This is a genomic window from Jeongeupia naejangsanensis (assembly GCF_016865585.1).
In the GTDB taxonomy this organism is placed as follows: Bacteria; Pseudomonadota; Gammaproteobacteria; order Burkholderiales; family Chitinibacteraceae; genus Jeongeupia; species Jeongeupia naejangsanensis.
Map to the genome: position 1 here is coordinate 180,454 of NZ_JAESND010000002.1, position 20,379 is coordinate 200,832.

18 protein-coding genes are annotated in these 20,379 nt (G+C 65.0%); 7 read left to right on the top strand and 11 right to left on the bottom strand.

The genetic code is table 11. From position 1 onward, the window contains the following. The first annotated feature begins 67 nt into the window (after window positions 1-67). Entirely contained in the window at window positions 68-736 is a 669-nt protein-coding gene (locus tag JMJ54_RS06000) for a M23 family metallopeptidase (RefSeq protein WP_238999921.1), read from the top strand. A 75-nt stretch (window positions 737-811) separates the two neighbouring features. Here JMJ54_RS06000 and JMJ54_RS06005 read toward each other — a convergent pair whose 3' ends face one another. The 3 genes from JMJ54_RS06005 to tsaB are packed head-to-tail and all read right to left on the bottom strand — an operon-like array spanning window position 812 to window position 2,783. Continuing rightward, a complete protein-coding gene (locus JMJ54_RS06005) occupies window positions 812-1,663 on the bottom strand; it encodes a uracil-DNA glycosylase (protein ID WP_203537044.1) in 852 nt (283 codons plus the stop codon). Further along, window positions 1,660-2,103: a ribosomal protein S18-alanine N-acetyltransferase gene (rimI, locus tag JMJ54_RS06010; RefSeq protein WP_203537045.1), complete on the bottom strand. Its 444-nt coding sequence runs from the start codon at window positions 2,101-2,103 to the stop codon at window positions 1,660-1,662. Before rimI ends, JMJ54_RS06005 begins: the two co-directional genes overlap by 4 nt. Further along, on the bottom strand, window positions 2,103-2,783 hold the full coding sequence (gene tsaB / locus JMJ54_RS06015; protein WP_203537046.1) for a tRNA (adenosine(37)-N6)-threonylcarbamoyltransferase complex dimerization subunit type 1 TsaB: 681 nt from the start codon (window positions 2,781-2,783) through the stop codon (window positions 2,103-2,105). The genes rimI and tsaB overlap by 1 nt, the downstream gene beginning before the upstream one ends. Before the next feature lie 101 nt (window positions 2,784-2,884). On the opposite strand from tsaB, the gene JMJ54_RS06020 reads away from it, so the two are divergent. Together JMJ54_RS06020 and JMJ54_RS06025 are read left to right on the top strand one after the other, a co-directional pair. After that, window positions 2,885-4,681, top strand: a complete 1,797-nt coding sequence (locus JMJ54_RS06020; RefSeq protein WP_203537047.1) for an extracellular solute-binding protein — start codon at window positions 2,885-2,887, stop codon at window positions 4,679-4,681. Between the two features lie 111 nt (window positions 4,682-4,792). Further along, window positions 4,793-6,106 carry a Na+/H+ antiporter family protein gene (locus JMJ54_RS06025; protein WP_203537048.1) on the top strand — a complete coding sequence of 438 codons (1,314 nt, stop codon included), beginning with the start codon at window positions 4,793-4,795 and terminating at the stop codon, window positions 6,104-6,106. 49 nt (window positions 6,107-6,155) lie between these two features. On the opposite strand, the gene JMJ54_RS06030 is transcribed toward JMJ54_RS06025, so the two are convergent. The 4 genes from JMJ54_RS06030 to JMJ54_RS06045 form a co-directional block, all read right to left on the bottom strand. Next, a complete protein-coding gene (locus JMJ54_RS06030; RefSeq protein WP_203537049.1) occupies window positions 6,156-6,623 on the bottom strand; it encodes a DUF2269 family protein in 468 nt (155 codons plus the stop codon). Between the two features lies 1 nt (window position 6,624). Then, a complete protein-coding gene (locus JMJ54_RS06035) occupies window positions 6,625-7,860 on the bottom strand; it encodes an SDR family oxidoreductase (protein WP_203537050.1) in 1,236 nt (411 codons plus the stop codon). A 50-nt stretch (window positions 7,861-7,910) separates the two neighbouring features. Further along, window positions 7,911-8,438 carry a GbsR/MarR family transcriptional regulator gene (locus tag JMJ54_RS06040; protein ID WP_203537051.1) on the bottom strand — a complete coding sequence of 176 codons (528 nt, stop codon included), beginning with the start codon at window positions 8,436-8,438 and terminating at the stop codon, window positions 7,911-7,913. Window positions 8,439-8,505: 67 nt separating this feature from the next. Further along, entirely contained in the window at window positions 8,506-8,751 is a 246-nt protein-coding gene (locus JMJ54_RS06045; protein ID WP_203537052.1) for a hypothetical protein, read from the bottom strand. A gap of 97 nt (window positions 8,752-8,848) precedes the next feature. Here JMJ54_RS06045 and JMJ54_RS06050 point away from each other — a divergent pair, with 97 nt between their 5' ends. Together JMJ54_RS06050 and JMJ54_RS06055 are read left to right on the top strand one after the other, a co-directional pair. Continuing rightward, entirely contained in the window at window positions 8,849-9,910 is a 1,062-nt protein-coding gene (locus tag JMJ54_RS06050; protein WP_203537053.1) for a microcin C ABC transporter permease YejB, read from the top strand. Between the two features lie 62 nt (window positions 9,911-9,972). After that, the gene (locus JMJ54_RS06055; RefSeq protein WP_275411077.1) at window positions 9,973-10,995 is read left to right on the top strand and encodes an ABC transporter permease; all 1,023 of its coding nucleotides are present in this window, start codon (window positions 9,973-9,975) and stop codon (window positions 10,993-10,995) included. Window positions 10,996-11,035: 40 nt separating this feature from the next. On the opposite strand, the gene JMJ54_RS06060 is transcribed toward JMJ54_RS06055, so the two are convergent. Together JMJ54_RS06060 and JMJ54_RS06065 are read right to left on the bottom strand one after the other, a co-directional pair. Further along, window positions 11,036-11,410, bottom strand: coding sequence for a DUF2502 domain-containing protein (locus tag JMJ54_RS06060; protein WP_203537055.1), 375 nt, complete (start codon window positions 11,408-11,410; stop codon window positions 11,036-11,038). Between the two features lie 79 nt (window positions 11,411-11,489). Continuing rightward, window positions 11,490-13,214, bottom strand: a complete 1,725-nt coding sequence (locus JMJ54_RS06065; protein WP_203537056.1) for a potassium/proton antiporter — start codon at window positions 13,212-13,214, stop codon at window positions 11,490-11,492. A gap of 120 nt (window positions 13,215-13,334) precedes the next feature. Here JMJ54_RS06065 and JMJ54_RS06070 point away from each other — a divergent pair, with 120 nt between their 5' ends. Further along, window positions 13,335-14,942, top strand: a complete 1,608-nt coding sequence (locus JMJ54_RS06070) for an ABC transporter ATP-binding protein (protein ID WP_238999922.1) — start codon at window positions 13,335-13,337, stop codon at window positions 14,940-14,942. Window positions 14,943-15,069: 127 nt separating this feature from the next. After that, complete coding sequence (locus JMJ54_RS06075) at window positions 15,070-16,647, top strand: methyl-accepting chemotaxis protein (RefSeq protein WP_203537057.1); 1,578 nt, start codon at window positions 15,070-15,072, stop codon at window positions 16,645-16,647. Window positions 16,648-16,672: 25 nt separating this feature from the next. Here JMJ54_RS06075 and JMJ54_RS06080 read toward each other — a convergent pair whose 3' ends face one another. Both JMJ54_RS06080 and clpB read right to left on the bottom strand, forming a co-directional pair. Then, window positions 16,673-17,593, bottom strand: coding sequence for an alpha/beta fold hydrolase (locus JMJ54_RS06080; RefSeq protein WP_203537058.1), 921 nt, complete (start codon window positions 17,591-17,593; stop codon window positions 16,673-16,675). A 136-nt stretch (window positions 17,594-17,729) separates the two neighbouring features. Then, window positions 17,730-20,306: an ATP-dependent chaperone ClpB gene (gene clpB / locus JMJ54_RS06085; protein ID WP_203537059.1), complete on the bottom strand. Its 2,577-nt coding sequence runs from the start codon at window positions 20,304-20,306 to the stop codon at window positions 17,730-17,732. Window positions 20,307-20,379: the final 73 nt, after the last annotated feature.

Consider the following 20,379-nt stretch of genomic DNA (forward strand, 5'->3'; position numbering starts at 1 on the left):
TTGGCAAGACCAAGTCGATCACGGCGGCCGTGCGCATGAAAACGGTAAGATTCGCCGCATGCTTCCATTGAATTCACTTCTTCGCGTGGCGCCGCTGGTGGCCGCGCTCCTGCTGACCGCCTGCGCCGGAACGCCCGATGCCGGTCCTGCGCCGGCTGGCTTCTATCGCGTCGCCCAGGGGGATACGCTGTGGCGCATCGCCAGCAAGAGCGGCCGCAGCGTGGCCGAGATCAAGCGCTGGAACAAGCTCGACAACAACGACATCCAGACCGGGCAACTGCTGCGCGTCACGCCGCCCGGCGGATCACCATCCTCCGGTTCGCCGTCCGGCAGCAAGCCTGCGCCGGCACCGAGCAAGCCGGCGGTCGACATGCAGCTGGCGTGGCCGGTACCGGGCCAGGTGGTGGCGCGATACAACGGCAGCACGATGAAGGGCGTGGCGCTGGCGGTGAAGCCTGGCGAGCCGGTCAAGGCCGCCGCCGCAGGCAAGGTCGTCTACGTGGGCGGTGGCATCCGTGCCTATGGCAACCTGATCGTGGTCAAACACAACGCCCGGGTGATTACCGTGTACGCCTACAACCGCGAGTTGCTGGTCAAGGATGGCGCCAGCGTTCAGGCCGGGCAGGTGATTGCCAACGCCGGTGGCTCGGCCGGGGTGCCGAACGACCGGGTGCATTTCGAAGTGCGTGTCGACGGCAAGGCGGTCGATCCGACGCCGTACATGCCTTCACGCTGATCGCCCGACCGGGGGCGCCATTGCTTTGCGCTGACGCCCGTAGCCTTCCCAAACAGAAGGCCGAACGGGCTTGTTTCAGCGGTTTGCCGTTGCAAGCTGCTCGCTGAGCAGCAGCAGATCCTGCCAGGCCTTGGCCTTGTCCGGCAGGTTGCGGAGCAGATAGGCCGGGTGGTAGCTGATGACCACCGGAATCTCGCCGTGCCGGTGCACCTTGCCGCGCAGCGCGCTGATCGGCGCATCGGTCTGCAACAGGGTCTGGATCGCGAAGCGGCCGATTGCAAAAATCACCGTCGGCCGGATCAGTGCGATCTGCCGTGCCAGATACGGTGCGCATTCGGCCACTTCGGCCGGTTGCGGGTTGCGATTGCCTGGCGGCCGGCATTTGAGCACGTTGGCGATATAGACGCCGTCGCCGCGCTTTTCGTTGATTGCCGCCAGCATGTTGTCGAGCAGCTTGCCGGCTGCGCCGACAAAGGGTTCGCCACGCTTGTCCTCTTCGGCGCCCGGTGCTTCGCCGACAATCAGCAGCCGGGCAGTCCGGTCGCCGATGCCCGGCACCGCCTGGCTGCGGTTTTCGCACAAGGCGCACGCGGTACAGCTCCGAATCGACGCTTCGAGCGTCTCCCAGTCCATTGCTGCAATGTCGCGGCTGCGCGCGCTGTCGCCAGGTGGGGCCGATTCCACCGGCGCAGGGCGGGTGCGTGGGTCGGGAACGGTGACAACCGGAGCACGACTGGTTTTGGCGACCGGGCTTGCGGTCGTGGCGGTGCCGGACAATGCGACGACAGCCTGCCGCGCGTCTCGCACCGGACTTGCTGCTGGCGCAGGGGCTTCATCCGGTTCGGCGTCGCGCGCAAGTGCCGCAAGCTGATCGCGGCGGATCCAGATCGGGCCGAGGCCCAGCTCATCGAGCGCGTGGCGGCTCATGTTGCCTCTCCGCCCAGCGTGAAGGTATACAGCAACGCATCCTCGCGACCGTGGTCGTAGTAGCCCTTGCGCCGCCCGACGATGATCCCGCCACAGCCGGCGTACAGGGCTTGCGCACCATGATTGCCGGCGCGGACTTCAAGCAGCAGCCGGGCGATGCCGTCGCGGCGCAGTTCGCTCAGCAGGCTTTCCAGCAGCCGTCGGCCAAGGCCTTGCCGCTGTCGTTCCGGCGACACGGCGATCAGCTGCAGCTCGGCTTCGTCGAGCACGCGGCTGCTGACGGTGAAGCCGACCAGCCGATTGTCGTCATCGATCAGCCCGGTCCCGTGATCACGCGCCAGCGCGTCGCGCCACAAGCCGGCCGACCACGGGTGCGGATTGGTCGCGGCATCGAGCGCGACAAGGGCGTCGAGGTCGTCGGCAACAAGCGGGCGAAGCATCACTTGGCGGGGCGCTCGTGGGTTTTCAGCGCGACTTTGTCGCGCAGGTAGACCAGCGTGGCTTCGTGGGCCGGACGACCGAGGCCGGCGGCAAAGCGTGGGAGCGCCAGCGCGAGCACATCTCGCGCCAGCGGAAAACGGTCGGCTTCCGTGCCGGCGAGCCGGTCGCCAAGTCGCGCGGAGAGGATGTCGCCATAGGCCGCAAAGCCGCTGCCGGCGCCGATCCAGCCTTTATCGTCGGGTACCGGGACTGCATCGGGATTGCACACCAGCGCTTCGCCGACTTCCTGCCAGCCTGCGTCGGTACGCAGATAGCAGGCAACGTAGACCTGCTGCATCCGCGCATCGAGACAGGCGAATACCTTGTCTGCGTTCGTGCCTTGCGCCAGTGCTTCGAGCGTCGACACGCCGATCACCGGAATCCCCAGACCGAATCCGAGCCCCTGTGCAATGCCACAGCCGATACGCAAACCGGTGAACGATCCCGGCCCCATGCCGAAGGCGACACCCTGCAGATCGGCGCGGGCCACGCCAGCCTCGGCCAGCAAGGCCTCGAGGCGCGGTAGCGTCTGCTCGGCGTGACGCTGGCCGACATGCCAGTCGTGGGCGATCACGGCGCCATCGTGGGACAGCGCGAGCGACAGGTGTTCGGTGGAGGTATCGAGAGCGAGATAGGCCATGCGGCAAGCCGTGCAGAAACAAGCGGCGATTTTATCACGCGCGGGGGAGGGCTGCGGCGGCTGCTAAGATTGCTCAAGACCTTAGCCCGAAGCGACCCTCCATGCGCCTTGCCGCTGCCTTGTTGATGCTGCTCGTCCTCCCGTTCGCGCGTGCCGACTACGCTGTCGCGCTCGGCTATGCGCCGAAGTACCAGACCGGATTCACCCATTTCGATTACGTGAATCCGAAGGCGCCGACGGGGGGCGAGTTGCGGCTGGCGGCGATGGGCGATTTCGACAAGCTGAACCCGTTCACGCTCAAGGGGCGCTCGGTGGCGGGGCTGGGCGGGCTTGGCGACGGGCTGGTGTTCGAGAGTCTGACGATGCAGAGCCAGGACGAACCGCTGTCGGCCTACGGGCTGCTGGCCGACGATATCCGCATCGCGCCGGACGGCCTGTCGGTGACATTCCATCTGAATCCGAAGGCGCGGTTCAGTAACGGCCGGAAGGTCGGTGCCGACGATGTGCGCTTTTCGTTCGAAACGCTGACAAGCAAGCGCGCCAGCCCGATGTTCCGTCAGTACTGGGGCGACGTTGCCGGCGTCGATGTGCTGGATGCGGAAACCGTGCGTTTTCGCTTCAAACAGCGCAACCGCGAGCTGCCGCTGACCATCGGCCAGTTGCCGGTGTTTGCGAAGGAGTGGGGCGGCGGCAAACCGTTCGACGAGTGGGTGCAGCAGACGCCGATCGGCAGTGGCCCGTACGCGATTGAATCGGTCGATCTGGGCAAGCGCGTCGTCTACAAGCGCCGCGCCGACTACTGGGGCTGGAAACTGCCGGTACGGCTCGGTACGTTCAACTTCGACCGGATCAGCTACCGGTACTATCAGGATGATACGGCGCGGCTCGAAGCGTTCAAGGCCGGCGAGTTCGACTTCACTTTCGAGAACGTCGCGCGCCAGTGGGTGCGCGGCTATACCGGGCCGGCCTTCCGTGACGGCCGCATCGTCAAGCAGACCTTTGCGCACGAGAACAGCGCCGGCATGCAGGGCTATGCGATCAACGCGCGCCGGCCGAGCTACACTGACGTGCGCGTGCGCCGGGCGCTGGTGCTGGCGATGGACTTCGAGTGGATGAACCGCCAGCTGTTCTACGACCAGTACACGCGCTCGCCCAGCTATTTCTCCAACAGCGAGATCGAAGCGAAGGGCAAGCCCGGGCCAGGCGAGCTGCACTACCTCGAACCGCTGCGCGGCAGGATCGATCCGTCGGTGTTCGTTACCGCAACGATGCCGCCGACGACCACGCCGCCCGACAGCCTGCGCAAGAACCTGCTTCGGGCGCGCCAACTGCTCGAAGACGCCGGTTGGACCTACCGTGACGGCGCGTTGCGCAACAAAAAGGGCGAGCCCTTCGTCATCGACATGCTGCTGTACCAGAAGGCGTTCGAGCGTCTGGTCGCGCCGTATGCGCGCAACCTGCAGAAACTGGGTATCACGCTCAACTACCGCGTGCTCGATCTGGCGCTGGCGCAGAAGCGCCTCGACGCCTTCGATTACGACATGACCGTCGTGACGTTTGGCGCAAGTCAAAGCCCGGGCAACGAGCTTTACGGTAACTTCGGTTCGCGCTCGGCCAACGAACCCGGCTCGAACAATGCAATGGGCATCAGCGACCCGGCCGTCGATGCGCTGATCGATGCCGTCGTTCAGGCACCCGACCGGGCTGCACTGGTCGACGCCGGTCGCGCACTCGACCGGGTGCTGCGTGCCGGTTACTACCTGGTGCCGAACTGGCACAACCGCGTGCACCGGGTTGCGTTCCGCGCCGGCTACGCCTGGCCGGCCACTTTGCCGAAATACTATGGCGCCGAGGAGTGGGCGATCCAGACGTGGTGGGCGACCGCCGGTCGCCGGTAGTTTGCCCGAAAGCCCGTCCGGTGCCGGCCTGTACGCGTTATTGCCGATGCAGGCCTGCCGTTTCGCCGGTAGAGTCCGCCGGTTTGTCCGAACCCACACCAGAAAAACGCCATGAACGCCGTCCTGATTTCCGTGATGCTGATGTTGCTGCTCTCGCTGGCGAGGGTGAACGTTGTCGTCAGTATCCTGCTTGCCGTCGTGACTGCCGGCTGGGTTGCCCACATGCCGCTCGCCGACACGCTGACGGCGTTCGGTTCCGGCCTCGGCAACGGCGCGAGCGTGGCATTGTCGTACGGTCTGCTCGGTGCCTTCGCGCTCGCGCTGGCCGAGTCGGGTCTGCCGCACGCGATGGCCGACGGGCTGGCGCGCATGGCCGAGCGCGGCACGCGCGGCAGTGCAATCAAGTGGGGCATCATCGGTGCTCTGCTGCTGCTGGCGATCGCCTCGCAGAACATCCTGCCGATCCACATCGCCTTCATTCCGCTGGTCGTGCCGCCGCTGCTGTATACGCTCGGCCAGTTCAGGGTCGACCGCCGGCTGATCGCCTGCGTGATCACCTTCGGTCTGGTCACGCCGTACATGTTCTGGCCGGTCGGATTCGGCCACATCTTCCTGAACCAGATCCTGCTGGGCAACATCGCCAAGGCCGGTCTCGACGCCAGTCACGTCGACGTGATGCACGCAATGCTGATTCCGGCGATCGGCATGCTGTTCGGCCTGCTGATTGCGGTGTTCTTCAGTTACCGCAAGCCGCGCGATTACGATCTGGATGAACTGGCGACGGTCGAGCGCGAAGGCGGGCGTTATACGAAACGGTCGCTAATCGTTGCCGTGGTTGCGATGGTCGCGACGTTTGCGGTCCAGCTTGCGGCCGACTCGATGATCCTCGGTGCGCTGGCCGGCTTCATCGTCTGCGTGCTTGGCGGCGCGGTGTCGTTCAAGCAGTCAGACAGCCTGTTCCAGGAAGGCATGAAGATGATGGCCGGTATCGGCCTGATCATGATTGCCGCCAACGGCTTTGCCGCGGTGCTGCAGGCCACCGGCCATGTCGACACGCTGGTCAAGGGGTCGATGGTGTTGATTGGCGAGAACAAGCCGCTCGCAGCCTTCCTGATGCTGCTGGTCGGCCTGATCGTGACCCTGGGCATCGGCTCGTCGTTTTCGACCGTGCCGATCATCGCCACGATCTACGTGCCGCTGTGCATTCACCTGGGGTTCTCGGCCACGGCGATCGTGGCGATGATCGGTACTGCCGGTGCACTCGGCGATGCGGGCAGCCCGGCGGCCGATTCGACGCTGGGGCCGACGTCGGGTCTCAACGTCGACGGCCAGCACGACCATATGTGGGATACCGTGGTGCCGACCTTCCTGCACTACAATCTGCCGTTGCTGGCCTTCGGCTGGGTGGCGGTGATGGTGCTCTGATCCGCACCGAGGCGCCGGCACGAACGTGCCGGCAGCCATCCGGCCAGGCTCAGAACGGTTTGGCCACCATCAGCCAGTACACCACCAGCAGGCCGCCAAAGGCCGGAAAGCCCAGCACGGTCCACCAGCGCTCGAACCGCCAGTAACGGGACGGCAGCGCAGCGTCGCCGTTCGCTGCGGCGAGCCGGGCCATGTCGCTCATGCGCAGCTGCAGCCACACCACCGGCAGCCAGCACAGCCCGGCGATGGCATACAGGACCAGCGTCAGTCCGACCCAGTTCCAGCCTACGCTCCAGCCCGCCTGCTTCAGCAGCCACATGCCCGACAGCGGCTGGAAAATGACTGCCGGTGTCGTAAACCACCAGTCGGCTTTGGCAACCCAGCGCGTCACGACGGCAATGGCCTGGACGTTCCTGCTTCGGTTGCAGAAGAACATGTAGAACGCCGTGCCGAAGCCGGTACCGAACATCAGCGTAGCCGAGAGGATGTGCAGCGTCTTGATGATCAGGTAGTCCATGTCACTTCTCCTCGGTGGCCAGTAGCGCAAGCAGGGCGGCCAGAAGACCGGCGTTCTTGGTCAGCGGGCCGAACGGGTGGATCAGGAACTCGGGCAGGCAAAGGGCGATGATGACGCTGTAAAAGGCAATCAGCGCCAGCTGCGCCTGCCACAGCCTGCGACTAGGTTTGCAGAGCGTCAGCACGCCGAACAGGGCATCCAGCCCGGCCGCACCGATCCGCATCGGCTCGAACAGCAGCGGCGGCACATGGCAGGCCGCCAACAGCCGGTGGCTGGCCTCTGCCGGATACACCCACAGCGACACCACGGCGGTGGCAAACCAGACGAACGCCAGTCCGCCGCGCAGCCAGCCCCGGGCAACGCCGACGCTTGCGCGCAGGCGCAGCGCCGGACTGATGAAGCTGGCCGGTTCGCGCAAGGGGCGTGCGAGCAGCCCCGCAAACTCGTGGCCATCGGCGGTGTTGCCGGTGGCAAGCATCGTCAGGCTGTCCCGCGTCAGCAGGGCGCCGGGCAACGCTTCGGCCATACGCGCGATGAGGCGGCAGAGGGCTTGCGGAATGCGCAACCGCCACTGCTTTCTGCCCAGCAACTGCAGGTAATCGGCGAACGGAAGCGACGTCGGCCCGGTGGCGTCGAATGCCCGGTTCGCCTGTTCATACTGCATCAGCAGGGCCACGCAACCGGCGGCGAAGTCGTCGACGTGGATCGGCTGCACGTTGCCGCACTGCGCCGGCAAGGCGAGCAGCGGCAGTTGCGCCAGCGTAGCGAACAACCGCGTGCTCGCACCGTCGTCGCCGTAGACGAGCGAGGGACGAACGATGCACCAGTCGATGCCGGATTCGCGCAGCGCGACTTCACCCTCCGCCTTGCTTTGCCAGTAACGGGTGTTGGCATCCGCTGCGGCGCCCAGTGCCGAAACCAGCAGTACACGGCGGGCGCCGGTTTCGCGGCATGCGGCATAGAGGGTCCTGGGAGCGGTGACGTGGATCGCGTCGAACGAGGCGGTGGGCGTTTCGCGGAACAGCCCGACGCAATTGATGACGGAGTCGATGCCGGCCAGCCTCGGCCGCCAATCCGCGACGCTGTGGTCGCGGCCGAAGTCGATGGCGATCTGGTCGGACCGTGTCGGTCGATGCACGCCATCGACGACGTCGTGGCCGGCGGCCAGCAGCGCGGTTTTCAGATGCCGGCCAAGAAAACCGTCTGCACCGAGCAGCAGAATGCGTTGCGCCTTCACGTCGTTTGCTCCTCATGGATACCGTGAACGGAAACCGGAGCTGCGACTTTTCAGTCGGCGTCGCGGCCCAGCAACTTCTGCACTTTTGCGCCCATCTTCAGAATTTTCATCAGCGTTTCGGGCGGCAGGCGTTCCATCTCCTTCATCCACGCGGTCAGCGTTTCCATGAAGTCGAGCACATCCTGCATGCGCTGCAGCGCGGCTTCGTCGTCGGCCTCGCCCTGTTCCATCACGCATTCGCGCAGCACCGTCAGCGTCGGGTCGAACTCGCGGCGCTTGCGTTCGTCGACGATGGTGCGGAACAGCTGCCAGACGTCCTTGCTGGTGTCGAAGTGGTCGCGCCGGTCACCCAGTACGTGGACAACCCGGATCAGCCCCCAGCCCTGCAATTCTTTCAGGCTGTTGCTGACGTTGGAGCGGGCGATTACCAGCGTTTCGGCGATATCCTCGGCGTTGAGCGGTGAATCGGCGATGAAGAGCAGGGCATGGATTTGCGAGATGGTGCGGTTGACGCCCCAGCGCGTCCCCATTTCGCCCCAGTGGAGGATGAATTTCTGCTTGACCGGCGTGAGTATCATGATCTTTTTGTTCGGTAATTTCTGTTAATTAAGAAATTAGTGAACAAGCGGACGAAGCGCAAGTTTCTCAGTCGATCCGAGCTTGCTGTGTTGCGGTGTCGTAACGGCACTGCACGGCCTGCGCGCCGGCGAGCTTCGGATAGGTGGTCACGGCGAGCGTATTCTCTGCCAGCGCGTACACCGATTCGACGCGGACTTCGACGCCGGTTTTGGCCGCGACGACGAAGGCGCAGGCCTGGCGTGCTTCGTCGGCGTGCGGCACCGATGCGCAGGCGGTCAGACCCAGTAAGGAAAGCAGGATAGGCAGGCGCATCGGGCGTCCACGGCAACGGTCGGGCCGCCATTATCGCTGCAGCCGTCGGCACGGCGCCAGCCGTGCTAAGGTGGGACAAACCCGTGGATGCCCGCCGATGCCGCTCTATCTCGCCAAACGCCTGCTGCTGATGTTGCCGACGCTGTTCGGCATCCTGCTGCTGACTTTTGTCGTGATCCAGTTCGTCCCCGGCGGGCCTGCCGACGAGCTGATCCAGCAACTGAAGGGGACATCGTCGGTTGCCGAGGCCAGCGGCGGTGGCGGTGGTGGTGCAGCTGCGCGGCTCGGCCATCGTGGGCTGGATCCGCAGCAGCTGGCCGAAATCCGTGCACTGTACGGCTTCGACAAACCGGTGACCGAGCGCTTCTGGCTGATGATCAAGCAGTATCTGCATTTCGATCTGGGCCAGAGCTATTTTCACCACGAAGACGTCTGGACGCTGATCAAGTCCAAGCTGCCGGTATCGGCCAGCCTCGGTGTGTGGAGCTTCATCATCGTTTACGCCATCTCGCTGCCGCTGGGCGTGGCGAAGGCGATGCGCTACGGCAGCCGCTTCGACTGGGTGACGACGCTGATCCTCATGGCCGGGTACGCGATTCCCGGCTTCGTTCTGGGCGTGCTGCTGCTGGTGCTGTTCGGCGGCGGTAGCTTCTGGCAGCTCTTTCCGTTGCGCGGGCTGACGTCGGACGGTTGGGAAAGCCTGTCGCTGCTGGGCAAGGTCACCGATTATCTCTGGCATCTGGTGCTGCCGATTTCGGCGATGGTCGTTGGCAGCTTCGCATCGGTGACGCTGCTGACCAAGAACAGCCTGCTGGAGGAAATCCGCAAGCAGTATGTGCTGACCGCGCGCGCGAAAGGGCTGTCCGAGCGGCGGGTCCTGTGGGGCCACGTGTTCCGCAACGCGATGATTCCGATCGTTACCGGTTTTCCGGCCGCCTTCGTCGGCGCGTTCTTCACCGGCAGCCTGCTGATCGAAACGCTGTTTTCGCTCGACGGTCTCGGGCTGCTGTCGTACGAATCGGTGATCCGCCGCGATTATCCGGTGGTGATGGGGGCGCTTTATCTGTTTTCGCTGATCGGGCTGCTGACCAAGCTGCTGTCCGATCTGTGCTACGTGCTGGTCGACCCGCGCTTGCGCTTCGAAGGGGTCGTTGCATGAAACCCATTCTCGAACCCGCGCTCGAAGGCGTGCTGCCGTCGCCGGGGCCGGATGCACCGGATTTGCCGTTGTCGCCATGGCGGCGGGCATGGCGACGCTTTCGCATGCAGAAACTGGGTTACTTCAGCCTCGTCACCTTGAGCGTGCTGTTCGTCCTCAGTCTGGGGGCCGAGCTGCTGTCGAACGACAAGCCGCTGGTCGTGCGTTACCACGATGCGTGGTACTTCCCGATGGTGCAGACCTACCCGGAAACAGAGTTCGGGGGTGATTTTCCGACGCCGACCGATTATCTCGACCCCTACATCCGCGATCGCCTGAACAGCGACGGCAACTGGGCACTGTTTGCGCCGAACCGTTATGCGGCCAACACGATCAACTACTTCGCACCCAGCCCGAACCCGGCGCCGCCATCGCGGGCCAACTGGCTCGGTACCGACGACCGCGGTCGCGATGTACTGGCGAGACTGATCTACGGCTTCCGGATCTCCTTGTTGTTCGGTCTGGCGCTGACCGTGATCGGTTGCGCACTCGGCATCGTCGCCGGAGCGATCCAGGGCTATTTCGCCGGCAAGATCGACCTGGTCGCCCAGCGCGTGATCGAAGTCTGGAGTTCAATGCCGGAGCTGTACCTGCTGTTGATCTTCGCGTCGATGTTCGAACCGAGCCTGCTGATCCTGCTGGTGCTGCTATCGGTGTTCGGCTGGATGGGTCTGGCCGACTATGTGCGCGCCGAATTCCTGCGCAACCGGAATCTCGAATACGTGCTGGCGGCGCGGGCGCTCGGTTTGTCGGACTGGCAGATCATCTGGCGCCATTTGCTGCCCAATTCGCTGACGGCGGTGATTGCCTTCCTGCCGTTCCGGATGTCCGGCGCGGTGCTGGCGCTGACGAGCTTCGATTTCCTCGGCCTCGGCGTGCCGGCGTCGACGCCGTCGCTGGGCGAGCTGCTGGCACAGGGCAAGGCCAACCTCGATGCATGGTGGATTTCGCTGCCGACCTTTGCGGTGCTGGTCGGCATGCTGCTCTTGCTGGTCTTCATCGGCGAGGCGTTGCGCGCCGCACTCGATCCCCGGGCGGACGCATGAAAAAACCGGCCGGAGGCCGGTTTTTTCATCATGACAGTGTTCAGCAGTTGCCTTTCTTGGCCTGCCCCGGAGGACAGTGGTAACCGCGGTCATCGTCATGGTCGTGATGCTTGTGCTTGCTGTCGTACTTGCCGTTTTTCTTCCACCACTTCTCGTCCCGGTAGCGCCCGCCATCCCAGTAATAGCCACGCGGGTTGCGGTAGCCGTACTTGGGGTGATACTGCGGGTGGGCGTTCCACCAGGACGGATCGCGGTAGCGGCCGTCGTACCAGTAGTAGCCGCGGTCATCGCGGTCGCCGATGTAGACCGAAACGCCCGGTACCGAAATGCCGATGTTGACGTCGGACGCGTGGGCAAAGAGTGGCGCCGCGAGGGGCAAGGCGGCAAGCAGTCCGGTGATGAGCAGTTTTTTCACGGGTCTGTCCCATGCAAATGTAATGAACGCAGTCTAGCAAGCTGGCACCGGATGGCGCTGTGTACTGGTTCACATCGTACTAACGGTCGAGTTTCAGGCCGACGCGGGTGATCCGGTCGCGTTCGAGTTCGCGCACGATCAGCGTCACGTTGCCGAAGGCAATCTGGTCGCCGACCACGGCCGGGCGATGCAGGCGCGAGCGGATCAGTGCGGCGACATCGAAACCGGATTCGCTTTCGGTGATCGGGAAATCGTACAGTTCGGCCAGTGCCACGAGCGGCGCGTCGCCATCCAGAACGAAATCGCCGAAGAAGCGCCGCTCGTACGCCATGCGCTGGTTCTGGGCCTCGCCGTACCAGCGGCCCAGTTCGGGGAGTGCGTCCTCGGTCGACGCCAGCACGATCAGGTCCCCGGCGCGCAGGCGTTCGGCTTGGCGCGGCAGCGCCAGCCGGATGCCACGCAGTACCGCCAGTGGTTTGGCGCGGCCGTGTTCCAGATGCGGGGCGGCATGGGCGATGCTGTGCTCGCCGGGGGCATCGGTGGCGACGCGATACTGGACGATCTGCCAGTCGGCCCGACCCGGCTGGCGCAGGCCGTGCCGCGCCAGCGGTTCGGGATAGTCGGGCACTTCGACCTTGCAGCGTTTGGCCATCCACGGCACCAGCGTGCCCTGGACGAGCAGCGAGGCCAGAACGACGGCAAAGGCGATGTCGAACAGCGCCACGGCACCGCTGACGCCGGCCATGATCGGGAACGTGGCCAGCACGATCGGTACGGCGCCGCGCAGGCCGACCCAGCTGACAAAAATGATTTCGCGCCGGTTGAATTTCAGCGGTACCAGACAGAGCGCAACGGCAATCGGCCTGGCAATGAACATCAGGAAAGCGGCAAACGCGAGGCTGGGGCCGATTTCGGGCAGCAGCCGGCTTGGCGTGACCAGCAGGCCGAGCAGCAGGAACATGCCGGCCTGCGCCAGCCAGGCGAGGCCGTCCATCATGCCGCGTACGCTTTCACTGGCTGGCAGTGGGCGATTGCCGATCACGAGGCCGGCGAGATAGATCGCCAGAAAACCGCTGCCACCGGCGCTGTTGACCGCGGCGAAAATCATCAGGCCACCACCGAGAACCAGCAATGGATACAGGCTTTCGGCGAGCGTGAAGCGTGCTGCTGCACGCGAAAGCAGCCAGCCGCCGGCGAGCCCGCCGACCGCGCCGAATCCGAACTGGCGCATGAACTCGCCCAGCATGCTGAGCGTATCCGGCTGGCTCTCGCCGGTCATGATGCTCAACAGGGTGATGACGAGGAAAATCGCCATCGGATCGTTGGCACCGGATTCGATTTCCAGCGTTGCGCCGACGCGCTCGTTCAGGCGGACGCCGCCATAGCGCAGCTGCGCAAAGACCGCCGCGGCATCGGTCGAGCCGACAATGGCGCCGAGCAGCATCGCGTGCAGCCACGGCAGTCCCAGCAGCCAGGCGGCGAACGCCCCTGCCAGCCCGGCCGATACGACGACGCCGACGGTGGCCAGCGACAGCGCCGGTTTGAGCGCAACACGGAAGCTGTCGATCCGCGTCTGCAGGCCACCGGCAAGCAGAATCACGGCCAGCGCGACGTTGCCGACGCCGAACGCCAGCGGATAGTTGCTGAACTGGATCTGCCCCGGGCCGCTGTCGCCGGCGAGCATGCCGACGCCGAGAAACACGAGCAGCAGCGGAAGGCCGAGGCGGGCGGTAATCGTGCTCGACAAGGTGGCGAGCAAAAGCAGAAAGCTGCCGAGCAGCAGCCAGTAATTGAGTTGTCCCATCGGAAACCAGAAAAGCGGGCGGCATGAAAGTTCCCCGGCGGCCGGCCACTGCGTTTCAGGTGTGATGCAGGGCACGGCACGGTGCTGGGGCGATGCTGATTTGTAACATAAGATGGTTCCATGATGCCGCAAACCCAGCCCCCGCTTCTTGATGTGCATGCGCTCAGCGTGCGTTATCCCGATTCCGCCGCGCCGGCGGTCGACGCCATCAGTTTCTCCGTTGCGGCAGGCGAAACGCTGGCCATCGTCGGCGGATCAGGCTCCGGCAAGAGCGTGACCGCCAGGGCACTGATGCGGCTCGATCCCGACGCCGGCTACGGCGGCGCAATCCGTTTCTCCGGCGACGATGTACTGGGCATGTCGGCACGCCAGTTGTGTGCCTTGCGGGGGGGCGGCATCGGCATGGTGTTCCAGGAGCCGTTGTCGGCACTGAATCCGGTGATGAGCGTCGGCGCGCAGCTGGCTGAAGCGCTGGTGCTGCAGCGCGGTTTGTCCGGCAAGGCCGCGCAGGCGGAAATGGCGAGCCTGCTGCAGCGGGTCGGCCTCGACGATGCGCAGCGGATGCTGGCGAGTTTTCCGCACCAGCTTTCGGGTGGCCAGCGCCAGCGCGTACTGATTGCCATTGCATTGGCTGGGTCGCCGAAACTGTTGGTGGCCGACGAGCCGACGACGGCGCTGGATGCGCATCTGCGTCTTCAGGTGCTCGTCCTGCTCAAATCGCTGGCGCGCGAGTCGGGTATGGGCTTGCTGCTGATTTCGCACGATTTGCCGCTGGTGCGCGATTTCGCCGATCGGGTCGCGGTGATGCACGAAGGCCGCATCGTCGAGACCGGCGAGACCGCGTCGCTGTTCGGCGCGCCGAAGCACGACTACACGCGTGCCTTGCTGGCGGCGCGCAGTGCGCGGCTGGCGGCGCCGCTCCCGCAGGACCGCGCCGTCCTGCTGCAGGCGCGTGGCTTGCATTGCCGCTACCGGCGCTCGCGGGGCTGGTTTCGCGCCGCGGAGCATTTCGATGCGCTGAAGCCGACCGATTTCGAACTGGCGCGTGGCGAAACACTCGGCATCGTCGGTGCGTCCGGTTCGGGCAAAACCACGCTCGGCCTGGCGGTGCTCCGGCTCTTGCGCGAGGCGAAGGGCGATGTGGATTTCCATGCCGGCAGCGGCGCCGTGGCCTTCTCGCGGCTTGCCGGCCCATCGCTGCGGCGGATGCGTCGCCATTTGCAGGTTGTGCTGCAGGATCCGTTTGCGTCACTGTCACCCCGGCTCACGATCGGCGACGTCGTCGGCGAGGGCTTGCGGGTTCACCAGCCCGAACTCGATCCGGTCGAGCGGCGACGCCGGGTGATTGCCGCGCTGGCCGAGGTCGGTCTCGGCGCCGAGGTCGCCGATCGCTATCCGCATGCGTTTTCCGGTGGCCAGCGGCAACGGGTCGCCATCGCACGGGCGCTGATCGTCTCGCCCGATGTCCTGGTGCTCGACGAGCCGACATCGGCGCTGGATGCACACGTGGCGGTGCAGGTGCTGGGTTTGCTGGCCGAGTTGCAGCGCCGCCGTGGCATCGGCTACCTGTTGATCACCCATGATCTGGCGGTCGTGCGCGCGCTGGCGCATCGCGTCATGGTCCTGAAGTCGGGCGAAGTGGTCGAGCAGGGGACGGTGGACGCCGTGTTTGCCGAGCCGGCACATCCTTACACCCGATCACTGATTTCGGCTGCGGCCCTGCCCTGAGTAGTAGTACGCAAACCGGTCGGGCAAGCGGATGCATTGGCTGACGACTTCACCTATAAGGGTTCGGTAATATTTGATGTAATATGCGCGTCATCAAGATAACCATAAAAAAATTAGGGGTATTGAGATGCGCCGCAACGAACCGGTCAGTGGAAACGAGATCAAGGTCGATCCACGCCGCCCCCTCGTCAGCAAAACCGATCTGAAGGGGCAGATCGTCTACGCCAATCCCGCCTTTACTGACATCAGCGGCTTCGATCGCGACGAGCTGCTGGGCAGTCCGCACAATCTCGTCCGCCATCCGGAGATGCCCGCAGCGGCGTTTGCCGACATGTGGCGCACGCTGAAAGCCGACCTGCCGTGGCGGGGCATCGTCAAGAACCGAGCCAAGAACGGCGACCATTACTGGGTCGAAGCCTTCGTGACTCCCTTGCTGAACGGCGGCAGAAAGACCGGCTACATGTCGGTGCGCAATACGCCCAGTTCTGCGCAGATTCGCGAAGCCGAGCGTCAGTACGCAGCCGTGAACGAAGGGCGAGCGACCCTGGCCGAAACGCGCTGGCCGAGCACGCTCGCGCTGCAATGGCGCCTTGCGCTGGTGTTCGCGACGCTGCTTGCGCTGTCCTGTGCTGCGCTGTGGGTCCAGCCGCTCTACTGTCTGCTCGCCGCAACCGGTGTTGCGCTTGCCGGTTGGGCCTGGATGCGGTCGAGCTGGCTGGCGCCGCTGAATGCCGCGAGCGAAGCGGTCGCACAGCTGGCCGAAGGCAATTTCCGTTTCGACACCCAGACCCGGGCACCGAGCGAATGCGCGCGTCTGCTGTTGCAGATCGAAGGCATGCGCATCAATTTGCGCGCGGTGATCGCCGACGTCGTTTCGGCTGCGGATACCGTGGGCACACGCGCTGGCGCCGTCGCGGCCTCATCGGTGGCGATGACCGAACGGGCGCGCAGCCAGTCCGATGGCGTGACCGGCGTGGCCGCTGCACTCGAACAGCTGACCGTGTCGGTCGACGAAATCCACGATTCGACGCGGCAAAGCGCCGCGCATGCCGATCATGCAGGCGAACTGGCCCGGCGCGGCAGCATCGAGATGCGCGCCGCGCAGGGGGCGACGCAGCAGGTGGTCGGCGTGGTCGGCGAAGCGCGCGCCACGCTCGAAGCGCTGTCCGATGCCGTCCACAGCATCGATATCGTGACGCAGACGATTCGCGAGATCGCCGACCAGACCAATCTGCTCGCGCTGAATGCGGCGATCGAGGCGGCGCGCGCCGGCGAGCAGGGGCGTGGCTTTGCCGTCGTCGCCGACGAGGTACGCAAGCTGGCCGAGCGGACCAGCCGGAGCACCGGCGACATCAGCGCGACGATAGCAACGATGGCCGAACGCTCCGGACTGGCACTGGCGAGCATGGCGCAGGCCGTCGATGCGGTTCATCACGGTACGGCGATGATCGACGATTGCGAACGGACGCTGCAGCAGATATGCGAAGCGAGCAGCGGCGTCGAACGTGCCGCGCACGAGGTCGACGGCATGCTGCGTCAGCAGTCGCAGGCGGCCGGCGAAGTGGCGGCCAGAATGGAGCGGATCAGCACGCTGACCGAGGAGAACGGCGTCGCGATTGCCGGCATGAGCGGTGCCGCCGAGACGCTGTCCGACGTCGCGAGCGAGCTGCACGCGATGCTGCAGCAGTTCGAAAAGTCGCTCTGACGGCGCTGCGGGACGTACCCGCAGCTCAGGCTGTCGCGAGCTCGACCGTGGCCGCGTGAAAATGGGGTGGCAGGAGTTCGAGCAGTCGTGCGCAAACGCCCGGTGCCATGTCGTGACCCATGCCGTCGATTTCGACCAGCCGTGCGCTCGGGATCTTGGCAGCGCAATCGCGGCCGCAGGCCGGCCGGATCAGCGGATCGTGGCTGCCGTGAATGATCAGGCTGGGTACTTCGATGGATGCCAGCAGCGGGCTGCGGTCAGGCGCGGCGGCGACGGCGAACAACTGGCGCAGCACGCCGGACGGGTGGATGGCCCGCGAGAGGCTGCGTTGCAGCCGTGCCCGCTGCACTTCGGCCGGCGTGGGAAAACCGGGGCTCTGGATCACCGCAAAATTGCGCATCATCCAGTCGATCAGCGTGTCGCGATGGTCCGGCGCGTAGGCATTGCGCGGCGGCCGGCGAACCAGCGCCGCCAGCGCCGCGCGGGTCGGCCCGGGCAGGCCGCCGGCTCCGCTGGTGCTCATGATGCTGGTCAGGCTCAGTACGCGCTGCGGTGCCCGTGCGGCGACAAGCTGGGCAATCATGCCGCCCATCGATACGCCGGCGACATGGGCCGCATCGATGCCGAGCGCATCCATCAGCGCCAGCGTGTCGGTGGCCATGTCGTCAAGCGAGTAGGGTGCCCTGATCGCCAGTCCCATGCGTCGTTTGAGCAGGTTCCACGGCAGGCTGGGTGCGCCCAGATCATCCAGATAGCTCGACAGGCCGATGTCGCGGTTGTCGAAGCGGATGACACGAAAGCCGGTACCGGCCAGCGACTGGCAGAATTCGTCCGGCCAGCCGATCAACTGCATGCCCAGACCCATGATCAGCATCACCGCCGGGTCGCTGGCGTCACCGAATTGTTCGTATTCGATCTGTAGTCCGTTGGCGCTGGCTTGGGGCATGAGGTCTCCGGTCGGGTGCGGGGTCTTCCCTCAGACATCGGGGGCATTCGCATCGATTCAAGCGGAAATTGTGCCTGCTGTCGCCGGAAAAAAAACACCCCGCCGAAGCGGGGTGTGTCGGTGAAGGCACGCAGGATCAGCGCTGGAATACGACCCTGCCGTCGACCGCGTCGACATGGACCACGTCCTTGGCACCGAACTCGCCGGCCAGAATGCGCTTGGCCAGCGGGTTTTCGATCTCGCTCTGGATCGCCCGTTTCAGAGGCCGTGCGCCGTAGACCGGATCGAAACCGGCCTCGGAAATCTGCGCCAGTGCCGCATCGCTGACTTCCAGACCGATCTCCAGCGCGGCCAGCCGGCCTTCGAGGCGTTTGAGCTGGATCGCGGCAATGCCCTTGATCTGCTCGGCCGCCAGCGCGTGGAAGACGACGATCTCGTCGATCCGGTTGACGAACTCCGGACGGAAATGCGCCTTCACTTCGGCGAGCACGGCGATTTTGGTCAGCTGGTAATCCTCGCCGGCCATCATCTGGATCTGCTGGCTGCCGAGGTTCGACGTCATCACGATCACCGTGTTCTTGAAGTCGACCGTGCGGCCCTGGCCATCGGTCAGGCGACCGTCGTCGAGTACCTGCAAGAGCACGTTGAATACGTCCGGATGCGCCTTCTCGACCTCGTCGAGCAGGATCACGCTGTACGGTTTGCGCCGTACCGCCTCGGTCAGATAGCCGCCTTCGTCATAGCCGACATAGCCCGGCGGCGCGCCGATCAGCCGCGCGACGCTGTGCTTCTCCATGAACTCGGACATGTCGAGCCGGATGATGTGCTCGTCGGTATCGAACAGGAACTCGGCCAGCGCCTTGGTCAGTTCGGTCTTGCCGACGCCGGTCGGCCCGAGGAACAGGAAGGAACCGTACGGGCGGTTCGGATCGGCCAGCCCCGAGCGCGACCGGCGGATCGCGTCCGACACGACGGTGATCGCCTCGTCCTGACCGACGACGCGCTTGTGCAGTGCGTCCTCCATGTTCAAGAGCTTCTCGCGCTCGCCCGACATCATCTTGCTGACCGGAATCCCGGTGGCGCGCGATACGACCTCGGCGATTTCCTCTGCACCGACTTGCGTACGCAGCAGCCGGGTCGGCTTGTCCTGACCTTCGGCGGCTTCGGCGGCCTTGAGCTTGGCTTCCAGCTCGGGCAGCTTGCCGTACTGCAGCTCGCTCGCCTTGTCCCATTCTCCCCGGCGCTGCGCTGCGTCCATCGCGTTGCGCACCTGCTCGATCTCTTCCTTGATCGACTGCGAACCGAGCACGGCGGCCTTCTCGGCCTTCCAGATTTCCTCGAGATCCGAATACTCTTTTTCCAGCGTGCCGATCTCTTCCTCGATCAGGCCCAGACGGCGCTGCGATGCTTCGTCCTTCTCGCGCTTGACCGCTTCGCGCTCGATCTTGAGCTGGATGATCCGGCGCTCGAGCTTGTCCATCGATTCCGGCTTGGAGTCGATTTCCATCTTGATCTTGGCCGCGGCCTCGTCGATCAGGTCGATTGCCTTGTCGGGCAGGAAGCGGTCGGTGATGTAGCGGTGCGAAAGTTCGGCCGCGGCAACGATGGCCGGGTCGGTGATGTCGACACCGTGGTGGATCTCGTACTTCTCCTGCAGCCCGCGCAGGATGGCGATCGTCGCCTCGACGCTCGGCTCGTCGACCAGCACCTTCTGGAAGCGGCGTTCGAGCGCGGCGTCCTTCTCGATGTACTTGCGGTACTCGTCGAGCGTGGTCGCGCCAAGGCAGTGCAGCTCGCCGCGCGACAGCGCCGGCTTGAGCATGTTGCCGGCGTCCATGGCGCCTTCGGCCTTGCCGGCGCCAACCATGGTGTGGATCTCGTCGATGAAGATGATGGTGTTGCCTTCATCCTTGGCGATGTCGTTCAGCACGGCCTTGAGCCGTTCCTCGAACTCGCCGCGATACTTGGCGCCGGCGAGCAGGGCGGCCAGATCGAGTACCAGCAGCCGCTTGTGCTTCAGCGACTCGGGCACTTCGCCGTTGACGATGCGCTGCGCCAAGCCTTCGACGATCGCGGTCTTGCCGACGCCGGGTTCGCCGATCAGCACCGGGTTGTTCTTGGTGCGGCGTTGCAGCACCTGGATCGCGCGGCGGATTTCGTCGTCGCGGCCGATCACCGGGTCGAGCTTGCCGGCGCGGGCGCGCTCGGTCAGGTCGATCGTGTACTTGGACAGCGCTTCGCGTTGTTCCTCGGCATTGGCGTCGTTGACGTTTGCGCCGCCGCGTACGGCGTCAATCGCGGCTTCGATCGCCGTCTTGTTGCCACCGTGCTGCTTGAGTAGCCGGCCGGCTTCGCCCTTGTCGTCGCACAGTGCGAGCAGGAACAGCTCGCTCGAGATGAAAGCGTCGCCACGCTTGATCGCGGCCTTGTCGGTCAGGTTCAGCAGGTTGGCCAGATCGCGCGAGACATTGATCTCGCCGCCGTTGCCTTCGACCTTGGCCTGGCGTTCGAGCGCGGTGTTCACAGCGGCTTTCAGTGGCGGCACGTTGACGCCGGCGCGCGACAGCAGCGCAGCCGTACCAGAGTCGCTGTCGTTCAGCAGTGCAGCAAACAGGTGGACCGGTTCGATGAAGCCGGCGTCATGGCCGAGCGCCAGACTTTGGGCATCGGCAAAGGCGGCCTGGAATTTGGTGGTGAGTTTGTCGAATCGCATGGGTTCTCCTCGCAGGCAGAAGTTCTGTATGCATGCTAGATGGAGCGGCTGCGGGCCATTTCAAGCGCGTAGT